Genomic DNA, 12,773 nt, shown 5'->3' on the forward strand with positions numbered 1-12,773 from the left:
CGCGGAGGGTTGCATTAATTTTGTTCGTAAGGTCTACTAACAAACATGTCCGCATCGGATGGAACGCGTACCGCATCGTCGCCAGATTACGCCGGGGCGAACACGCACGCCTTCGGGCCCGGACGTCATCTGCGTTCGCGCGCCAAGGTGCTCCCAGAGCACGCACGCGGGCACAACCGCGCGCTGGTTCTGCAGACCCTGTACCACGCCGGTGCGATGAGCCGAGCCGACCTCTCACGCGAGACCGGTCTCACGCGAGTGACCATCTCGGATCTCGTCGCCGAGTTCATCGCCGACGGCATCGTCGTCGAGATGGGAGTACGCGAGACGGTCGGCCCCGGCAAGCCGCCGATCCTCATCGACATCGACCGCGTCGGCCACCAGATCGTGGGCATCGACCTGTCCGGACCCCGTGACTTCGTCGGCGCGGTTCTGAGCCTCGACGGGGAGGTGCTCGAACGGCGCGAGGTGCCGAGACCCGACACAGCCGACGGCGACGCCGTCTACGCCGCGACGCTCGAGCTCGCGCGAACGCTCGTCGGCTCGGCGACTCAGCCGGTGCTCGGCGTTGGCCTCGGCACACCCGGGGTCGTGCGGCCGGACGGCTACGTGATCAGCTCGCCGAACCTCGGCTGGAGCAACCTGCCTCTCGAGGCGAAGCTCGCCGTCGATCTCGACCTCCCGGTGCTGGTGCGCAACGACGCCAACGCGGCCGTGCTCGCCGAGTACACGTTCGGCGAGGCGAAGGCCGACTTCATGCTCATCAAGATCGGACGAGGCGTCGGCGCCGGCCTCATCACCGGCAGCCAGCCGCTCGTCGGCAGCCGATTCGCTGCAGGTGAGATCGGTCACGTCGTCGTCGGCACCGACGGAGGGCCTCGTTGCGCCTGCGGCAAGGAAGGCTGCCTCGAGGCCTGGCTTAGCGTCAGCCGTCTGAGCGCCTCGATCGACGCCGCACCCGATTCGCGAGACGAGATCCTCCGCGACGCCGGAACTCGCATGGCCATCGGGATCGCGCCGATCGTGGCGGCGCTCGACCTGTCCGAGGTCGTGTTGTCAGGGCCGGCGGAGCTGCTCGACGGCATCCTCATCGAGTCGGCCATCGCCACGCTGCACGCGCGCACCCTGGAAGGGGTCTTCGAAGACGTGCAGATCCGTCTCACGCGACAGAGCGACATCGTGCTGCGCGGCGCTGCGGTCATGGTGCTCTCGAGCCAGCTCGGCGTCTCGTGAGCGGCCGACGCATCCGCGTCGGCCTCGACGTCGGCGGCACCAAGATCGACGCCGTCGCGGTCGACGATGCCGACGAGATCGTCGGGCGACTGCGTCGGGAGAGCGGTTGGGGAGAGCGAGAGGTCGTCGCGAACATCGTCGCCGCCGTGCGAGCGCTGGCGCGCGAAGCCGAGTTCGAGATCGACGAGGTGGACTCTGTCGGAGTCGGCATCCCCGGACTCGTGGACGCCGACGCCGGACGGGTGATCCACGCCGTGAATCTCGGGGTGGAGTCGCTCGATCTCGCCGATCTCGGTCGCGCGCAGCTCGGCATCGCGTTCCGTGTCGAGAACGACGTCAAGGCGGCAGCGCTCGGCGCTGCGGTCCTGCGCGGCATCACGGGGTCGATGGCCTATCTGAATCTCGGTACCGGCGTCGCCGCGGGCATCGTCGTCGACGGACGCATCTGGCGCGGGTCCCACGGAACGGCCGGCGAGATCGGGCATCTCTCCGTCGATCCGAACGGTCGTGTCTGCGGCTGCGGTCAAGTCGGGTGCATCGAGACCCTCTGCGGCGGGGGAGCCCTCGCCAGAGCCTGGGGTCGCCCCGGTTCGCTGCCGGTGCGCGACATCCTCGACGCTGCGGAAATCGGCGACGCGGATGCCGTGGCGCTGCGCGCCGACCTCTTCCGCGGTGCTGCTGCCGCGACGCGCGCGCTCGTGTTGTCAGCCGACGTCGAACGCGTCGTCATCGGGGGCGGTCTCACCGCACTCGGCGACCGCCTCGACTCGGGGATCCGCGAGGCCCTCAGGCAGGATGCCGCGACGTCGGCGTTCATGCGCTCGCTGCGTCTCGATGAGAGAATCGAGGCGCTTCCCGCCGGATCCCCGGCGGCCGCTTTCGGGGCCGCGCTCGTCGGCGCCTCCGAATCATCGAAGGAGATCGTGTCACATGGCTGAAGTCGTCATCGTCGAGAACAAGGATGCCGCCGGTGCGCTGGTCGCCGAGGAGATCATCGCACTGATCGAGAGCCGGCCGGACGCTGTTCTGGGGCTCGCCACAGGCTCGACCCCGCTGCCGGTCTACCAGGCGCTGCGCACGCGGATCTCCGGAGTAGACGTCTCCCGCGTGCGCGGATTCGCGCTCGACGAGTACGTGGGAATCGATCCTGCGCATCCCGAGAGCTACCGCTCGGTGATCACGCGCGAGGTCGTCGAACCGCTGGGACTCGACCCGCAGCGCATCCACGTGCCCAACGGGGCAGAGGCGACGATCCAGCATGCCGGTGAGGACTATGAGGCGGCGATCGCAGAGGCTGGGGGAGTCGACCTGCAGATCCTCGGCATCGGCACCGACGGCCACATCGGCTTCAACGAGCCGGGCTCGTCGTTCGCCTCGATCACCCGTGTCAAGACGCTCACCGAGCAGACCCGCGAGGACAACGCGCGCTTCTTCGACTCGATCGACGACGTGCCCATGCACTGCATCACGCAGGGCCTCGGCACGATCCTGCGGGCGCGGCATCTGGTGCTCCTCGCCTTCGGCGAAGGCAAGGCGCAGGCCGTAGCGGATGCTGTGGAAGGGCCGCTGTCGGCGATCCTGCCGGGCTCGGCGATCCAGCTGCACCCGCATGCGACCGTCGTCGTCGATGAGGCTGCGGCATCGAAGCTGAAGCTCGCGGACTACTACCGCTATACGTTCGCCAACAAGCCGTCGTGGCAGGGCATCTGAGCCCTCAGATCAGCGGGACCAGGCGATCGGCAGCAGATGCTCCGTGCTCAACGGAGCGAGCAGAAGGTCGACGGCATCCTCGCGAGTGATCCAGCGCAGTTCGGCGAGCTCTGCCTGCACGGTCACCGCGGTGGGCGCGATCGAGGTCGCGAACGCCTGAGCGACGACGCGATGACCGGGTTCGTTCGCCGCCTCCGAGATGAAGGTGCCGAGCGGCTCGAGGTCCGCTTCGTCGAGCACGACGCCGAGCTCTTCGTGCAGCTCCCGGATCAGCGTCTGCGCGGCCGTCTCCCCGACCTCCGGCTTTCCTCCCGGCTGCATGAACCTGACGGTGTCCTTCTTCCTGACGACGAGGACTCGTCCTTCGTCGTCGACGATCACGGCCGCGCTCACGTGGATGTCAGGCATGTGCAGCGAACACCTTTCCCTGGTTCAGGATGCCGAGCGGGTCGAACACACGAGCGACCTGCCGCTGGATCTCCCATTGATCCGCCCCCAGCTCCTCGGCCAGCCAGCGGCTCTTGAGGGTGCCGATGCCGTGCTCGCCGGTGAGGGTTCCACCGAGCGCGATGGCCGCTCGGAACAGCGCATCGGCCGCCGCCCACACGTGCGGCGGGGTCTCGGGACCTTCGAAGATGAAGTTGGGATGCAGATTGCCGTCTCCCGCGTGTGCGACCGTGGGAATCGTCAGCGCGTATTCGCGCTCGATTCGCGCGATCTCATCGAACATGGCGGGCATCGCGCTGCGGGGCACCGACACGTCTTCGATCAGAGTCGTGCCGAGCGCGGCCATCGCGGGGTGCATCGAGCGTCGGATCGTCAGCAGCCGCTCGCCCTCCTCGCGATCGTGCGAGACCTGAACGACTCCGTCGTGGGCCGTGAGCACGGCGACCACGGCATCCGCTTCGGCAGCGGCCGCAGGGCCGTCGGTCTGGATCGTGAGCTGCGCGGTGCCGGACGGAGGAGAGGGAAGACCGAGCAGCGACGCGACGGCGGCGAGGCTCGCCGCGTCCATCAGCTCCATGATGGCGGGCTGGATGCCTGCGGCGGTGACCGCGGCGGATGCTGCGGCCGCTGTCCGCACACCGGGAAAGGTCGCCGCGATCGTGCACGTCGTGCCCTCGACGAGACGGCGCAGCTTCAGAGTCGCACCGACGATCACGCCCAGGACGCCCTCCGACCCGATCACCAACGAGGTGAGGTCGAGGCCGGTCACGCCTTTGACGCTGCGATGGCCGAGATGCAGGAGCCGTCCGTCGGCGAGGACGAGGTCGACGCCGAGCACCGCGTCTCGCACGACGCCGTACTTTGCGCAGAGCAAGCCGCCGGCGCCGGTGGCGATGTTGCCGCCGACCGTCGAGATGCTGCGGCTCGCGGGATCCGGCGCCCACCAGAGGCCGTGCGGAGCGAGCATGTCGTTGAGGTCGGCGTTGAGGATGCCCGGCTCGACGACCGCGAGCAGATCGTCGGTGCGGATCTCATGCACCGCCGTCATCCGGGCTGTGGACAGCACGATCTCGCCGGATCCGGCGTTCGCGCCCCCGGCGAGACCTGTCCCCGCTCCGCGGACCACGATCGGCGTGCGGGTCTCCGTGGCGATACGGCATACCTGCTGCACGTGTTCGACGGTCAGTGCATGCACGATCGCGAGCGGGGCTCCCGATGCCATGTGACCGGATCGGTCGCCGCGGCAGGCCTCGAGCGCTGCGGAGTCGGTGTCGACGATGTCGCCGAGAGCGGCACGCAGCTGCTCGATCACGGTCATGACAGGCTGCGACGCCCGCTGACGACTCCTGCGCCGACGGCGACGATCGCGAATGCGAGGCCGATGAAGGGCTGGTCCATGAGCCACCAGGCGATCGTCACGCCGACGTAGATCAGCAACTCGACCGCCGCACGCAGGAACGGGTGCAGTCGCAGCACCGCTTTCGGCGAGAGGAAGAGCGCCCAGACGAGGAGCACGACGACCGGCGCCCCGATGCCGAGGACGATGTTCCACGGCATCGGCCACGTGGCGAAGCCCCAGAGAGCCAGCGTCCCGATCGCGACCACCAGGACGATGGCGCGGATGACGTCGAGAACGGTGACGTTCGGACGGTCGACGCCGGGTACGGGTGCGGATTGCTGGGACATGCTCCCAGTCTATTCGCCGCCCGGAGGCTACTCGGTCGGTGTCGCAGCGGGGTCGAGGACGCCGGTGGTCGCGTCGACGACCGTCTCGACGGGGCCCTGCTGCTCGGGGGCGGCGGGCTCGGTCGGGGCGGGGACCGTCTCGACTGCGGGTGCAGGCTCGACGAGTACCGGTTCGGTGGGTGCAGTCTCGATCGGTGCGGTGTCGTCGGCGACGCTATCGACGGGGGCCGCCGGGTCGGTGACTGCTGGAACGACCGGCTCGGCGGGTGCGGTTGCCGGGACGTCAGCCAACAGGCAGAACAGGTCCCCTGGATAGAAGCTGTTCAGGTCCTGCAGAGTGGTGGAGACCGCGGTGCCGTTCAATCCGTCGGCGGTGTAGAAGAAGTCGACGGTCGCGTTGCTGCAGATCTGCGAGAGAGTGGGTCGCAGATCGATGGTGCCGTAGCCGATGGTGGGATCGGCTTCCGTCTCGACGAGCTCGGTCTCGCCGTTGCCCCCCGTGCCGCCGTCGATCAACGTCGTCACGGTCATTCCCGGCGTGCCCGAGACGGGAACGGTGTAGTGCGTGACGAGGCCTTCGAACCGCACATCTGCGTCGGCCACAGTCGGCGTCCCTGCGGGGGGTGCCGGGTCCACCGGATCCACCGGATCCACCGGGTCCACCGGCTTCTCCGGGTCGACGGGCTTCTCCGGATCGGTCGGCTTCTCCGGCGCCACCGGGGGAGTGGTCGGCGCGGTCGTGACCGGCGCCTCCTCGACGAGCGGCTGCTCCTCTGCCGGATCGGTCGCAGGCGGAGTCGGCTCCTCCGCAGGCGGCGTCTCGATGACGAGAGGCGATTCCGTCGTCATCGAGTCGTCGGGAGCGATGTCGGTCGAGATCGACGACGACGAGTCGGCTGCCGCGGCATCCGGCAGCGACGTTGCCGGGCTGGCGCCGGAGAGCGCAGGCAGGATCGTCGACGCGGCGACGACGCCCGCCACGATGAGAACCGCCGACCCGGCGCCCACCAGGGCGCCGATCCCGGTGAGCGCTCCACCGGCCGTGCTGCCGGCTGCTCCCGCGGAGCCGCCGGCTCCCGCGGAACCGGCGCCGCTGCCTCCGGTCGATCCGCTGCCGGCCGAGACACCGCCGACGGCCGCGCCGCCGGCGACGACGCCGCCCTGGATGACGCTCGATGGCATCGCGGCGAGTGCGACGATCGGCGTGCCGCCGCCCTGCAGCGTTGCGAGATAGCCGGCCGAGCCGGCGATCCCGAGGACGAGGGGGAGCAGTACGAGGGCGAGACGAGTGGAGACGTCCTTCGCCTCGGCCGCGACGATCATGCAGCGGGCGCACTCGTCGAGGTGCTGTTCCAGGCGCTTGTGATCGCGCGTGCCGAGGTTGCCGCGAGAGTAGGCGCCGAGGTGCTCGATGGTCCACTGGCATTCTGAGCCGGGCTCCGCGCTGCGCAGATGAGCCTGGATCCATGCCTCGCGCAGACCTTCACGTGCGCGGAAGGCGAGCTGAGACACGGCACCGGCCTTCATGCCCAGCAGCGGCGCCACCTCGTTCGGCTTCATCTGCTCGATCTCGGTGTACCAGAGCACCTCCTGCCAGCGGGAGGGAAGACTGCGGAAGGCCTGAGCAGTCAGGCTGCGATCGAGCGCCTCGTTCGACGCCTGCTCGGTGCTGTCGGGATCGGCGACCGAGTCGAGCTCGTCGATGGCGGATTCCCGTCGCGAGCGACCCCAGGCGGCAGCGGTGTTGCGGATGCTGGTGAACAGATAGGCGCGGAAGGACCCGTTCGGACCGCCGCCCTTGATGATCGCCTGGTAGATGCGGGTGTACGACTCCTGCACGAGATCGTCGGCGTCGATCGACGAGGTGATCGATCGCGCGACCGACATGCCAGAGGGGTAGTGACGTCGCCAGAGTTCGCCGAACGCCTCCGCATCACCCGAGCGGGTGCGCAGAACCAGTTCGGCATCGGCGATCGTGTCGTCGTGCAGGGTGTTCTCGTCGTCCACAGCCATCCATCTGTCGTGAAAGGCGGATGCGCCTTCACAAGAAGAGACGCGCAAGCGTCGTCTTCATCACGCGTCTTTCCATTCTCACCCGAAATTCTCAGCCTGGCCACCCCTCAACCCAATTGACCCGAAATCCGCAGGATCGGGAGAATCCCTGTTCGCGAGGGAAACTGGGCCGGCGGCGAGCTGGAGTTCGGAAGATTCTCGAAAAACTTCTGAGAACTCGCGTAATGAATCGAGTGGCGCGTCGTCTCATCATGCAGAGACAGCTGATGGAACGCCACCGGGGGGCGGGGTTCCTAGGCGCTGGTGCGAGGGGTAACAGCACCGGCAGGGCGGGTCGGGAGCCTCGGGGGAGGAGTTCCCGGCCGCCCTCTCTGAAAAACGGGGATGTGGGGATGAGGCCGCCGATCTGGGGACCGGTGGCCTCCCACTCCCGCAGAACAGAATGATCGGAGTGCGCAGAGCTGCGCGTCGCTGCGCGAGGCGTGGTTTCAGAGAGTCGGCCGCTCTCCCACCCATACGTGCACGACGCGCAGCTCCGCATCCATGAGCACGGCATCGCCGCAGCATCCGATCTGCAGCGATCCGAACGCATCACCGACGCCGATCGCCCGTGCCGGCGTCTCCGTCAGGGCGCGTACGACCTCGGGCAGTGCCACACCTGCGCCGACGGCGCGTTGCAGCGCCACGTCCTGGGTGAGGGTCGAACCGGCGATCGACCCGGTGTCGTCAGCGCGGGCGATGCCGTTCTCGACGGTGACGCTCACCGCTCCCAGGTCGTAGTGCCCGTCGGAGCTGCCCGCGGCGGCCATCGCATCCGTGATCAGGGCCACCCGACCCGGTGCCGAGTCGAACAGAAGCTTGATCACGAACGGATCGAGGTGGACGTCGTCGGCGATGCCTTCGAGGACAACCCGGTGGTCTGCGGCCGCGGCCAGGACAGGGCCGGGTGCGCGGTGATGGATGCCGGGCATCGCGTTGAAGGCGTGCGTGAGAATCGACGCACCCGCTTCGAAGGCCGCGTTCGCCGTTGCGGCATCGGCGTTCGTGTGCCCGACAGCCGCGGCGGCTCCGGCGGCGACGATCTGCCTGACGGCGTCGAGGCCGCCGGGCAGCTCGGGGGCGACGGTGACCTGGCGCACGGTGTCGCGCCCGGCCTCGAGCAGGCGAGCGACGTCGGCCGCCGCCGGTTCGCGCAGCAGCGAGGGCTCATGCGCGCCGTGGTGCCCCGGATCGAGGAAAGGCCCCTCGAGATGCGAACCGAGGATGTCGGAGTCGGTCTTCATCAGGTCGGCGATGGCGGATACGCTGCGGGCGAGATCGTCGAGCGACGCGGTGACCAGCGAGACGACCGCGCGCGTCGTGCCATGGGCGCGATGAAGTTCGCGGCCGGTGCGGATCGCGTCGACGCCGTCGTCGAAAGCGGCGCCGGCGCCGCCGTGTCCGTGGATGTCGACGAAACCGGGCGTGAGCACGGCATCCGCTCCGGCGAGCTCCCGCGCATCGACGACCACGTCCGCAGGCGACCAGGTCGCGCCCGTGCCGCGAGCGGCAACGACGCCCTTCTCGATGCGCACCCAGCCGTCTTCGACGATCTCTCCGCGGTCGACGATGCGGGCGGAGTGGATGACGAGCGAGCCCGTCGTGGTGCGGTGAACCGTCATCGTTCGCTCCAGGAGACCTCGGCGCTGCGGTGGAAGGCGATGCCCTCAGCATTCCACAGGGGAGCGAGAGCGCCCAGACGCGAGCGGAACGACTCCCAGGTGCGCGCAGGGCTCTCCCGCGGCGACCACCCGATCTCGGCGTGCGCAGCGGCGCGCGGGAAGACCAGTTGCTCGACATCGGAGTAGTTCGGGGTCGTCTCGCTCCACAGCGGGGTCTCGATTCCGAGGATCGCCGCGGCGGGCACGTCGAGGACGGCGGTCGGGTCCCATTCGTATGCGGTCCGCACATCGATGATCCCGGCCCAGTCGAGGCCGAGGGGGAAGTCGGGCGCGTACTTCATGTCGAGATAGGCGGCGTCGGACGGCGACATGATCAGTGCGCCGCCACGATCGACGAAGCGGGCGGCCTCATCGGCATGCGTGCCCTGCGGCGAGATCGAGCCCCAGTACTGTCCGACGGTTCCCTGGGCGATGTTCTCGGCGGAGCCCATCTCGTGCCAGGCGACGGGTGTCTTGCCCGCTTCGACGACGATCGCGGTCGCTCGCGACGCGAACAGATCGAAGTCCGCCTGGGGTGTGCCGAGCGATTCGTCTCCGCCGACATGGATGTACGGTCCGGGAGTCATCTCCGCGAGCTCTCGTACGACGTCGCGCACGAAGTCGTAGGTGCGCTCCTCGTGGATGCGGACGCTGGAGTGGCCGACGCCCCACCCCGTGTACGTCTCGCCGGCGACGGGCAGCGGCTGCCCAAGGCGTGCGGAGTCGGCGATCAGGTCGTCGTTGAGCACCGGCGCCTCCACGAGCTCGGGATAGGCGACGCCGATCGCGTGCGTGTGACCGGGCAGGTCGATCTCGGGGATCACGATCATGTGGCGCGATGCCGCGTAGGCGACGATCTCGCGGTAGTCGTCCTTCGAATAGAAGCCGCCGGGGTCGCCGTCGGCGGATGTCGACGACGACAGTTCGGTGAGCCGGGGCCAGGAATCGATATGGATGCGCCATCCCTGGTCGTCGCTGAGGTGCAGATGCAGGTGGTTGAACTTGAGGGCGCTCGTGCTGTCGATGAACCGCTTCACATCGTCGACCCCGAAGAAATGGCGGGCCACGTCGAGCATCACGCCGCGGCGGGGGAACCGTGGAGCGTCCGTGATCTGCACGCGGAGGAATCCCCAGGTGCCGTCCTCGTCTTCGCGCAGCAGCTGCAGGAGCGTCTGCACGCCATAGAAAAGCCCTGCCTCGTCGGCGCCGACGATCTCGGCGGAGTCGGCGATCGCGAGGGAGTATCCCTCGGGCGAGCCGTTCGCCGGATCGATGCGAAGGGTGATCTCCGCCGGGCCGTCGGTGGACGGCAGGCGGATGCCGCTGCGCCGCTCGACTGCTTCGATCAGCTGCGTGGTTGCGTCTGCCGGCCCGGTGACACGGAGGGCCCGGGTGACCGGCATCCGTCCTTCCCCTGTGGTCGCGGACACGGGTGCCGGCACGAGCGGCAGGGGATGGGGAAAGACCATGAACAAAACCTATCGTGCGGGTGTACGGCCTGAACAGGGCGGATGTCATCCAGGGCGCTTCGCGCTGCGGCATCCGCTATGCTCGTAACCGTCGCGACTGGCGTCTGGGTGGACTACCACCGGGGAGCGACTGACCACGGAATTCGACCGCGCGCCTGGGCCGATGGAAGCACCCCCTTTCGAATCCGTTGTCAGAGGAGCACGTCACATGACCGACCGTTACTTCAACGCCCCGCTCGCCGAAGTCGATCCGGAGATCGCTCAGGTCCTCGACCGCGAACTCAAGCGACAGCAGACGTTCCTCGAGATGATCGCATCCGAGAACTTCGTGCCTGTCTCCGTGCTGCAGTCGCAGGGCTCTGTGCTCACGAACAAGTACGCCGAGGGCTACCCCGGCCGCCGCTACTACGGCGGCTGCGAAGAGGTCGACGTCGCTGAGGAGCTCGCGATCCAGCGCGCGAAGGATCTCTTCGGCGCCGAGTTCGCCAACGTCCAGCCGCATTCGGGCGCCTCCGCGAACGCCGCAGTGCTGCATGCGATCGCCCGCCCCGGCGACACGCTGCTCGGCCTCTCGCTCGACCAGGGCGGTCACCTCACGCACGGCATGAAGATCAACTTCTCGGGCCGTCTCTACGACATCGTCGCCTATGGCGTGAACCCCGAGACCTCGACCATCGACATGGATGAGGTCCGCCGTCTCGCGATCGAGCACAAGCCGAAGGTCATCATCGCCGGCTGGTCGGCCTACCCTCGCACGCTCGACTTCGCCGCCTTCCGTGCGATCGCCGACGAGGTCGGTGCGCTCCTGTGGGTCGACATGGCGCACTTCGCCGGTCTGGTCGCCGCGGGGCTGCACCCGAACCCGGTGCCGCACGCGCACGTGGTCTCCTCGACCGTGCACAAGACGATCGGCGGCCCGCGCTCGGGCTTCATCCTCACCAACGACGCCGACATCGCGAAGAAGATCAACTCCGCGGTCTTCCCCGGCCAGCAGGGCGGTCCGCTCATGCACGTGATCGCGGCGAAGGCGACCGCGTTCAAGCTCGCGGGCACTCCCGAGTTCAAGGAGCGCCAGGAGCGCGTGCTGCGCGGCGCCGCGATCCTCGCCGAGCGCCTCTCGAAGCAGGACGTGAAGGATGCCGGCATCGGCGTGCGTTCGGGAGGCACCGACGTGCACCTCGTGCTCGTCGACCTGCGCGACGCCGCGATCGACGGCAAGCAGGCGGAAGACCTGCTGCACGACATCCACATCACGGTGAACCGCAACGCCGTGCCGAACGACCCTCGTCCGCCGATGGTCACCTCCGGCCTGCGCATCGGCACCCCGGCTCTCGCCACCCGCGGCTTCGGCGACGCCGAGTTCACCGAGGTCGCCGACGTGATCGCACTCGCGCTTCTGCCGGGTGCTGACGTCGAAGGCCTGCGCGCCCGCGTCGACGCGCTCGCCGCAGCCTTCCCGCTGTACCCCGACCTGCAGCAGTAAGCATCGTCCGCCGTCGCGCCGCGTCGAGTGCACGGGCTCTCGGCGAGTGCACGGCTTCTCGACGTGAAGAAGCCGTGCACTCGGTGCGGATCCGTGCATTCGACGAGTGACGATGCACGTAGGACAAGTAGGAAGAGAAACGACATGACCGCGAAGATCCTCGACGGCAAGGCCGCCGCAGCATCCATCAAAGCTGAGCTCACCGAGCGCGTCGCCGCGCTCAAGGACAAGGGGATCGTCCCGGGCATCGCCACCGTGCTCGTGGGCGCCGATCCGGCGTCGCAGCTGTACGTCGGCATGAAGCACCGCCAGTCCGAGGCGATCGGGATGAACTCGATTCAGCGCGAGCTCCCGGCGGATGCCACGCAGGAGCAGGTCGAGGCGCTGATCGACGAGCTCAACGCCGACCCCGACTGCCACGGCTACATCGTGCAGCTGCCGCTGCCCAAGCACCTCGACACCGACGCCATCCTCGAGCGGATCGACCCGGCGAAGGATGCCGACGGCCTGCACCCGACCAACCTCGGACGCCTCGTTCTGAACGTGAACAACCCGATCACGACGCCGCTGCCGTGCACGCCGCGCGGGGTCATCGAACTGCTTCTGCGCAACGACTACGACCTCAAGGGCAAGCACGTCGTGGTCGTCGGGCGGGGCGTCACGATCGGACGCCCCATGGGGCTGCTGCTGACGCGTCGCGACATCAACGCCACGGTCACGCAGGTGCACACTGGCACACCCGACATGTCGCCGTACCTGCGTCAGGCCGACGTGATCGTCGCCGGGGCCGGGGTCAAGCACCTCATCACGGCGGCTGACGTCAAGCCCGGCGCCGCGGTGCTCGACGTCGGCGTCACGCGCGAGTCCGACCCCGAGACGGGCAAGAGCCGTGTGTTCGGAGACGTGCACCCCGACGTCGCCGAGGTCGCAGGCTTCCTCTCTCCGAATCCGGGCGGAGTCGGCCCGATGACCGTCGCACTGCTGATGACGAACGTGGTCGAGGCGGCAGAACGGCTCGTCTGAGCGAGCCCC

11 protein-coding genes and 1 riboswitch are annotated in these 12,773 nt (G+C 68.6%); of the genes, 5 read left to right on the forward strand and 6 right to left on the reverse strand.

Annotation, left to right across the window (positions count from 1 at the left end):
- The first annotated feature begins 45 nt into the window (after nt 1–45).
- From ACI3KT_RS15460 to nagB, 3 genes are read left to right on the forward strand one after another with little or no spacing between them, the layout of a single operon-like run.
- Nucleotides 46–1,233 carry an ROK family protein gene (locus ACI3KT_RS15460; protein WP_404905403.1) on the forward strand — a complete coding sequence of 396 codons (1,188 nt, stop codon included), beginning with the start codon at nt 46–48 and terminating at the stop codon, nt 1,231–1,233.
- Entirely contained in the window at nt 1,230–2,171 is a 942-nt protein-coding gene (locus ACI3KT_RS15465; RefSeq protein ID WP_404905405.1) for an ROK family protein, read from the forward strand. Before ACI3KT_RS15460 ends, ACI3KT_RS15465 begins: the two co-directional genes overlap by 4 nt.
- Nucleotides 2,164–2,943: a glucosamine-6-phosphate deaminase gene (gene nagB, locus ACI3KT_RS15470; RefSeq protein ID WP_307295310.1), complete on the forward strand. Its 780-nt coding sequence runs from the start codon at nt 2,164–2,166 to the stop codon at nt 2,941–2,943. The genes ACI3KT_RS15465 and nagB overlap by 8 nt, the downstream gene beginning before the upstream one ends.
- Before the next feature lie 9 nt (nt 2,944–2,952).
- On the opposite strand, the gene ACI3KT_RS15475 is transcribed toward nagB, so the two are convergent.
- From ACI3KT_RS15475 to ACI3KT_RS15500, 6 genes are all read right to left on the reverse strand, one after another.
- Nucleotides 2,953–3,351 carry an NUDIX domain-containing protein gene (locus ACI3KT_RS15475; RefSeq protein WP_404905407.1) on the reverse strand — a complete coding sequence of 133 codons (399 nt, stop codon included), beginning with the start codon at nt 3,349–3,351 and terminating at the stop codon, nt 2,953–2,955.
- On the reverse strand, nt 3,344–4,708 hold the full coding sequence (locus tag ACI3KT_RS15480) for an FAD-binding oxidoreductase (protein WP_292910392.1): 1,365 nt from the start codon (nt 4,706–4,708) through the stop codon (nt 3,344–3,346). Before ACI3KT_RS15480 ends, ACI3KT_RS15475 begins: the two co-directional genes overlap by 8 nt.
- Nucleotides 4,705–5,076, reverse strand: coding sequence for a YrdB family protein (locus ACI3KT_RS15485; RefSeq protein WP_292910394.1), 372 nt, complete (start codon nt 5,074–5,076; stop codon nt 4,705–4,707). Before ACI3KT_RS15485 ends, ACI3KT_RS15480 begins: the two co-directional genes overlap by 4 nt.
- A gap of 27 nt (nt 5,077–5,103) precedes the next feature.
- Nucleotides 5,104–7,083, reverse strand: a complete 1,980-nt coding sequence (locus ACI3KT_RS15490) for a sigma-70 family RNA polymerase sigma factor (RefSeq protein ID WP_404905409.1) — start codon at nt 7,081–7,083, stop codon at nt 5,104–5,106.
- A 494-nt stretch (nt 7,084–7,577) separates the two neighbouring features.
- Nucleotides 7,578–8,750 (reverse strand): N-acetylglucosamine-6-phosphate deacetylase, encoded by a 1,173-nt coding sequence (gene nagA, locus ACI3KT_RS15495; protein WP_404905411.1) that lies wholly within the window; start codon nt 8,748–8,750, stop codon nt 7,578–7,580.
- Nucleotides 8,747–10,258 (reverse strand): beta-N-acetylhexosaminidase, encoded by a 1,512-nt coding sequence (locus ACI3KT_RS15500; RefSeq protein ID WP_404905413.1) that lies wholly within the window; start codon nt 10,256–10,258, stop codon nt 8,747–8,749. Before ACI3KT_RS15500 ends, nagA begins: the two co-directional genes overlap by 4 nt.
- A gap of 83 nt (nt 10,259–10,341) precedes the next feature.
- Nucleotides 10,342–10,426, forward strand: a riboswitch (ZMP/ZTP riboswitch).
- Nucleotides 10,427–10,466: 40 nt separating this feature from the next.
- On the opposite strand from ACI3KT_RS15500, the gene glyA reads away from it, so the two are divergent.
- Together glyA and ACI3KT_RS15510 are read left to right on the forward strand one after the other, a co-directional pair.
- Nucleotides 10,467–11,741, forward strand: coding sequence for a serine hydroxymethyltransferase (gene glyA / locus ACI3KT_RS15505; protein ID WP_307295323.1), 1,275 nt, complete (start codon nt 10,467–10,469; stop codon nt 11,739–11,741).
- A gap of 144 nt (nt 11,742–11,885) precedes the next feature.
- A complete protein-coding gene (locus tag ACI3KT_RS15510; protein WP_404905415.1) occupies nt 11,886–12,764 on the forward strand; it encodes a bifunctional methylenetetrahydrofolate dehydrogenase/methenyltetrahydrofolate cyclohydrolase in 879 nt (292 codons plus the stop codon).
- The last annotated feature ends 9 nt before the right edge of the window (nt 12,765–12,773 follow it).

The organism is Microbacterium sp. ZW T6_19, from assembly GCF_044987465.1.
GTDB classification, from domain to species: domain Bacteria; phylum Actinomycetota; class Actinomycetes; order Actinomycetales; family Microbacteriaceae; genus Microbacterium; species Microbacterium natoriense_A.

Excerpts from the sequence above, each read along its gene's own strand:
- ACI3KT_RS15500 (WP_404905413.1), bottom strand. The coding sequence starts at position 10,258 with ATGGTCTTTCCCCATCCCCTGCCGCTCGTGCCGGCACCCGTGTCCGCG.
- nagB (WP_307295310.1), top strand. The coding sequence starts at position 2,164 with ATGGCTGAAGTCGTCATCGTCGAGAACAAGGATGCCGCCGGTGCGCTG.
- ACI3KT_RS15510 (WP_404905415.1), top strand. The coding sequence starts at position 11,886 with ATGACCGCGAAGATCCTCGACGGCAAGGCCGCCGCAGCATCCATCAAA.
- ACI3KT_RS15485 (WP_292910394.1), bottom strand. The coding sequence starts at position 5,076 with ATGTCCCAGCAATCCGCACCCGTACCCGGCGTCGACCGTCCGAACGTC.
- ACI3KT_RS15480 (WP_292910392.1), bottom strand. The coding sequence starts at position 4,708 with ATGACCGTGATCGAGCAGCTGCGTGCCGCTCTCGGCGACATCGTCGAC.
- nagA (WP_404905411.1), bottom strand. The coding sequence starts at position 8,750 with ATGACGGTTCACCGCACCACGACGGGCTCGCTCGTCATCCACTCCGCC.
- ACI3KT_RS15475 (WP_404905407.1), bottom strand. The coding sequence starts at position 3,351 with ATGCCTGACATCCACGTGAGCGCGGCCGTGATCGTCGACGACGAAGGA.
- ACI3KT_RS15460 (WP_404905403.1), top strand. The coding sequence starts at position 46 with ATGTCCGCATCGGATGGAACGCGTACCGCATCGTCGCCAGATTACGCC.
- glyA (WP_307295323.1), top strand. The coding sequence starts at position 10,467 with ATGACCGACCGTTACTTCAACGCCCCGCTCGCCGAAGTCGATCCGGAG.